Here is a 5,628-nt window from a genome sequence, read left to right as displayed (position 1 = left end):
TAGTCTTGGCCCAGCTATACTCTATCTAGAGCTCTTAAGTTACTGTCATAAAGGAAAAGATACTGCCTGGCCTTCTATTAAAACAAAAACCTTCCTCGGGAGGATATGACCATAATCTTTATCAGATAGGCTTATTAGATAAAGACCGGATTCTTCTTCCTCCCGTAGAAAGACTACCAGAAGATAAGGAAGAAATCATCTCCGGGATAGCGAAAGAAGTTCCTTCCCCTAATCAAAATAATCCCCAGAAAATAATTATGGATAAGAAAGAAAGGATAAAAGAAGAATTGAAAAAATTAAATCTGGATAAAAAATCAATCGATAAAATAATTTTAAATTATTCCTTAGAGGGTATTGAGGAAAAATTAGAACTTCTCCAGATCAAGAGAAAGGTAGTAAATCCAGCCGGCTGGCTCATTGCTGCCCTTAAAGAAGACTATACCACCTTAGAATCATATGAAAAACCAGAAGAGTTACTCCCTCCAGTAAAACAGAAAGAAGAAATAAAAAGACTACCCAGAGAAGAGGAATTAAAATGGATCAGAAAGATAAGAGAAATTATTTCAAAATAAATGAATATAAAAGTAGCCTGTCCTGTTCCTATTTATTTTATTTATTATTAATTTATTTATCTTTATAGATATCGCTAATTTTTTTACCTTTTTTTAAGATTAAGTGTACATTTTTTAATTCATTCGGAATATTTATTTCTTGGGTACACTTTTCAAGACAAATTCCACAGTTGATACATAATGATGCATTTCCGTTAGATTTGGTCTGGTTTAACTTTTTCGGAGAGTTGGCCATTTTTTTATAATCCCGTTTATTTAACCATTTACGAACATTGCTTTTTTCCAAGGCTACATTGTTTAAGATAGCAAAATTCTGGGGAATATTTACCCCGGAAGGACAGGGCAAGCAATATTTGCAGGATGTACAGGGAACCAATATTTTCTTACGATAAATTTTAATTAAATCACCTATGATGTTCAAATCTTCTTCCTGTAAAGAACTTACCCCCGATCGGCCAGCACTATCACAATTTTCATTTAACATTTGCAAGCTATTCATTCCGTTTAAAACCACGGATATCTCCGGAAGATTCCACAAATACTGTAGTGCCCAATCAACCGGAGATCTTTTTATTTTCGATCTTTTCATAACTTCCCATGCTTCAGCGGGCGGGTTGGCCAATCTTCCCCCCTTTTAGAGGTTCCATAATCACCACTGCCATTCCTTTTCCCGCTGCATATTTTAAGCCTTCGGTTGTTGCTTGAATTGCTGTATCCATATAATTGTATTGTATTTGCACTACATCCCAAGGATAAAAATCTACAACCTCTTTAAATACCGGCAAGGTATCGTGAAATGAAAAACCAATATACTTTATTTTACCATTTTTTTTAGCTTCTATCATTTTATCAATTAAATTATATTTTTTTAATTTTTCCAACCCTGATTTATTCATGGCATGAAAAAGATAGCTATCTATATAATCAATTTGCAATTTTTTTAATTGTTTATTTAAAAATTTATCAAAATCTTCTGCTTTGTTCACCAAAAATAACGGGCTCTTGGTAACTAAATGAACTTTTTCTCTATAACCACCCTGCAGTGCCATGCCCACAATTTTTTCACTTGCACCAAAATGATATACCCATGCAGTATCTAGGTAGTTAATTCCTTTATCGACTGCACTTTTAATCAGTTTAATTGATTTTGGCATATCGACCTGTAAAGGCATCAACTTTTTTGTTGGAAGCCTCATACAGCCTAATCCAAGAGCTGATACTTTAAAGCCGGTAGAGCCAAATTTTCGATACTTCATAAAATCCTCTCCAAATATAATTTAAATAGAGACACATCCTATAGCTCCTCAGATCCCATAGGTTGTCCGCTAAAATTTACCGGATTATTAACCTGGTATACCTTCTCTATTTATCTAATTTAAAAATAAAATATTAATCATCTAAGAAAATGGGATGTGTCTCTTGTATATTACTAGTAACTTATTATTGATCTAGAAAATATGTTAATATGATACTGGATGAGTTTGTAGTTGGTTAAGACCGTTGTGTCCCTGGAGCAATCATTATTTTGATGATTAGCTCGTTTTATAGATGGACCGCCCTTCTACAATCTTGGACAGTATCAGAAGCGAAATATTAAATATTTCAGCTTGCATTACCACAAGGTAAAGTTATAGAAGGGCGACCATGCAAACTCTCCTAAAAAATCATCAGGAGGTTTCATTATGTATTATATCGGAATTGACGTATCAAAGAAAGACCTATCGGTATTTGATGGTAAAGATTTAAAATTTATAAATCAAGAAGGTTTAAACGCTTTTAAAAAATACCTAAAAAAGAAATATCCTCTTTCAGAGATAGTTATCATCTTTGAACCAACCGGGATATACTCACAATACTTAAAAGAATTTTGTGCCGAAAATAGTATAAAGGCTTATATCGTAAACCCCAAGAGGAGCCATAACTTTGCCCGGAGTTTAGGTATACGCCCCAAGACCGATAAGATTGATGCTCGAACTCTCTATCAATTCCATAAGCTTACGGAGGCAAAGGATATCAAGGTACCTGAAATAGACCAACAGGCTAAGACCCTATCCAGTTATCTGGTAAGTTATGAATTTGCCGTAAAACAGAGAGTAGCTTTATCTAATCATTTAGAGAGCTTGCGAGATAAGCAACTCATTACTCTGATCAAAAAAGAGTTAAAAAGAGCTCAAGAATTAGAAGATAAGATCTTTAATGATATCAAAGAATACGTTAGTAAAAACCAGAACCTAAAAGAAGATTACCAGAGGTTGCTTACTATCTCTGGGGTAGGGGAAAAAACGGCTATCGTCCTACTTACTCTATTTAAAACTTATCCAGGTACCAACCGGGCACAGATCACTGCTTTAGTAGGATTAGACCCTACCAGAAGAGAATCTGGAACCTCGGTAAAGGGTAAGGTTAAGATCAGCAAAAACGGCAAGGGAATATACCGTAAGGTATTCTATCTACCTACCGTTTGTGCCACGGTTCATAATCAAAAGATAAGGATATTTTATCAAAGATTATTAACTAATCATAAGGTCAAGAAATTAGCCATAATTGCTTCTATGAGAAAGATACTCTTAATAGCTCATGCTATGTATAGAGATAAGACCGAATATGTTGCTGCTTAGATTTTTTAAAATATTTATAATAAAATACAGCGTCTAAAGTGAGAGTTTGCGGGTTGACTTTCAACACAGTATCTATTTTATTTTATTATTTTATTATTTTATTCCCTATTTATTATTTATTATTTAATCAATAATCTTTTTTTAGCAATCTTTACATATTGTATTTCTTTTTCAATGCCAATCCAATTGCGACCGTATCTTTGAGCTACAACGGCAGTTGTTCCGCTTCCTAAGAACGGATCTAAAACAATATCGCCCTTATTTGAGCTTGCTAAAATAATTCTTTTTAGCATTTCTTCCGGTTTTTGCGTTGGATGTAATGCTTTTCCGTCTTTTCCTCTAATTCTCTCTTTCCCTTGAACTAATGGTATTTCCCATAAATCACGCATTTGCTTTTCTTCTCCATTCTTTTGTTTTTCAGGATTGATCTCTTTGATTTTTTCGTAATTAAAAGTCCAACCAGACCCTTTTACTGCCCAAACAACAAATTCAGTCGAATGAGTAAAAACTCGTTTTGTCATGTTTGGCATCGCGTTTGTTTTGTACCAAGTAATGATATTGTTTATTTTAAAATCAAGTTGCTTTAAGACTATCATTACTTCGGCTATATTGTGATAACTGCAGGCAATGTAAATTGATCCTGTTTCTTTTAGAACCTTATAACCTCCCCTGATCCATTTTCTTGTAAATTGTAGATATTCAGGAGCTGTCATTTTGTCCCAATGTTCGTTTACCATATACCAATCTCCGCCTGTTTTACTTCCTTTCCACTTTAAGCCGTTTCCAGAAAGATTATATGGAGGATCGGCAAAAATAAGATCAATTGAATTCTCATCAATTTTTTTATTTAAGATTTCTATGCAGTCGCCGTTGTAAATAATATTTTTTTTCATAGTTAAATATTAAGGCCTTTTTGCCAAGATGTAATAGTATTCGAAATATTTTTTATCCATTCGTTTGAATCGGATAAGTTTTTTGAGGCTTCTAGAATTTTATCATAAAGACTAAAGAGTTCGTTGTGCCTCAAGAATTTTCCATTTTGCTTTATTTCGACAAGAATTTTTAGAAGTTCTACAAAGACATTGACTGATAAGGGGATAATTCTTTGTTTTTGCCCTTCATATTCATATTTTATAGCAGTCCAAAAAGTGTTTATTGTGTCTCGATGTAATTTTGGAGCTACAAACAAGCAATAAGCCTTCTTGTCTTGATATTTATTTTCAAAATCCCTTAAATGTCTCATCACCGGCTGACCTTCGTTATACCATTGGTTACGCCCCGTAAGCATTGTAACCTCACAAATTGCATTGTAATTTTCATAAAAACACTCAATATCTGGTATATTTGCTGGAGCTGTAAAGGTTGGTTCGTTGTCATCTCCTACGGGATAGTTCGGTTTTATTTTTAAGGCATCATTTAAGGCATTAAGCCCGAGCGATAAAAGTTTTTCCAATAAGATTGATTTATCATCGGCATTAAAAATATTTTCAAGTTCTTCGATGTATTTTTTGATCTGTTCAATTTCTTGTGATTTTTGATGATTTTGTTTGTCTTGTAGCTCTCTTCGATAGTGTCTCAAATCATCAATAAATATTTTTAGTTCATCTTCGTCAAATTTTTTATAATCCAAAAAAGTTTTTGGTGTTGCCACTATTTCTTTCTCATATGACTTTATGTTTTCCAGTAATTTTATGGCAATTTCAGTAAGTTTTTCTTTAGTTTCCCATGGTAGTTTTGGCTTAGAAATATCAGAAATATAATCTAAGTATTCCTCTTTTGATCCAAAGGTTTTAGATTGAGCATTATCAAAATCCAATAAAGCATTAATTTCAACCGATCTCCTTGGCTCTAAATCAATATAAAAACCACCTCCACGAATATAGATGTAACGTGTTAAGCGAAAGTATCTAATAGCGTTGTCTCCGTAATCTTTGAGGTTTTTTAATAATTTTTGAATCTCTATACTATTTGCTGTTCCTAAAAATTCTTTTGCAAAAACTTTTTTATATCTATCTAAAATTATTCTTTGCTCCTGTTTTGTTTTGCCTCTAAGATTTCCTCTCAATGTAATAATTTTTTCAGCACAAGAGTCAATATCTTCATAATTAACTAAGGTTGGACAAAATAAAGAAAATTCTTCTTTGCTGATTCCTTTTACTTTTTCCTCTAATTTTTCTGATTTTTCATTTACTTTCTGAATAAGATGAAGAACACCAATAAATGGTTTTATGTCATAACCATCTTCAAGTTTATAATCATTGCTATCAAGATTTGGGATTTGCCACTTTATAAAACTTCTAAAAAATATTTCACCAAGATCAAAATCGTCTCTTAAAAATAATTTCCCCAAGCTAGTGTCTTGTAACGGAAGTATCTTTACAGTTAGGTAGTTTTCTAAGAATCTCATTTGCTGTCTTTGTCCATATGAATGGTTTCGG

4 protein-coding genes and 1 pseudogene are annotated in these 5,628 nt (G+C 32.8%); 2 read left to right on the top strand and 3 right to left on the bottom strand.

The window, feature by feature from the left end; translation table 11 throughout:
- Positions 1 to 257 precede the first annotated feature (257 nt).
- Entirely contained in the window at positions 258 to 572 is a 315-nt protein-coding gene (locus tag COZ07_RS08890) for a hypothetical protein (protein WP_406608209.1), read from the top strand.
- 52 nt (positions 573 to 624) lie between these two features.
- Here the strand turns inward: COZ07_RS08890 and COZ07_RS08885 are convergent.
- Positions 625 to 1,828, bottom strand: a pseudogene (locus COZ07_RS08885) (aldo/keto reductase).
- A 426-nt stretch (positions 1,829 to 2,254) separates the two neighbouring features.
- On the opposite strand from COZ07_RS08885, the gene COZ07_RS08880 reads away from it, so the two are divergent.
- The gene (locus COZ07_RS08880) at positions 2,255 to 3,190 is read left to right on the top strand and encodes an IS110 family transposase (protein WP_406608208.1); all 936 of its coding nucleotides are present in this window, start codon (positions 2,255 to 2,257) and stop codon (positions 3,188 to 3,190) included.
- Positions 3,191 to 3,309: 119 nt separating this feature from the next.
- Here the strand turns inward: COZ07_RS08880 and COZ07_RS08875 are convergent, their stop codons facing one another.
- Positions 3,310 to 4,083 carry a site-specific DNA-methyltransferase gene (locus tag COZ07_RS08875; protein ID WP_406608207.1) on the bottom strand — a complete coding sequence of 258 codons (774 nt, stop codon included), beginning with the start codon at positions 4,081 to 4,083 and terminating at the stop codon, positions 3,310 to 3,312.
- A 2-nt stretch (positions 4,084 to 4,085) separates the two neighbouring features.
- Positions 4,086 to 5,628: AlwI family type II restriction endonuclease (locus COZ07_RS08870; RefSeq protein WP_406608206.1), on the bottom strand; the 1,543-nt coding region annotated here is incomplete at its 5' end.

The sequence above is a fragment of the Candidatus Infernicultor aquiphilus genome (genome assembly GCF_002784285.1).
Classification (GTDB): domain Bacteria; phylum Atribacterota; class Phoenicimicrobiia; order Phoenicimicrobiales; family Phoenicimicrobiaceae; genus Infernicultor; species Infernicultor aquiphilus.
The sequence above is the reverse complement of the archived record's forward strand: the minus strand, read 5'-3'. Positions and strand labels throughout refer to the sequence as shown.

Coding starts and splice junctions, on each gene's coding strand:
- COZ07_RS08880 (WP_406608208.1), top strand. CDS start 2,255: ATGTATTATATCGGAATTGACGTATCAAAGAAAGACCTATCGGTATTT.
- COZ07_RS08875 (WP_406608207.1), bottom strand. CDS start 4,083: ATGAAAAAAAATATTATTTACAACGGCGACTGCATAGAAATCTTAAAT.
- COZ07_RS08890 (WP_406608209.1), top strand. CDS start 258: ATGGATAAGAAAGAAAGGATAAAAGAAGAATTGAAAAAATTAAATCTG.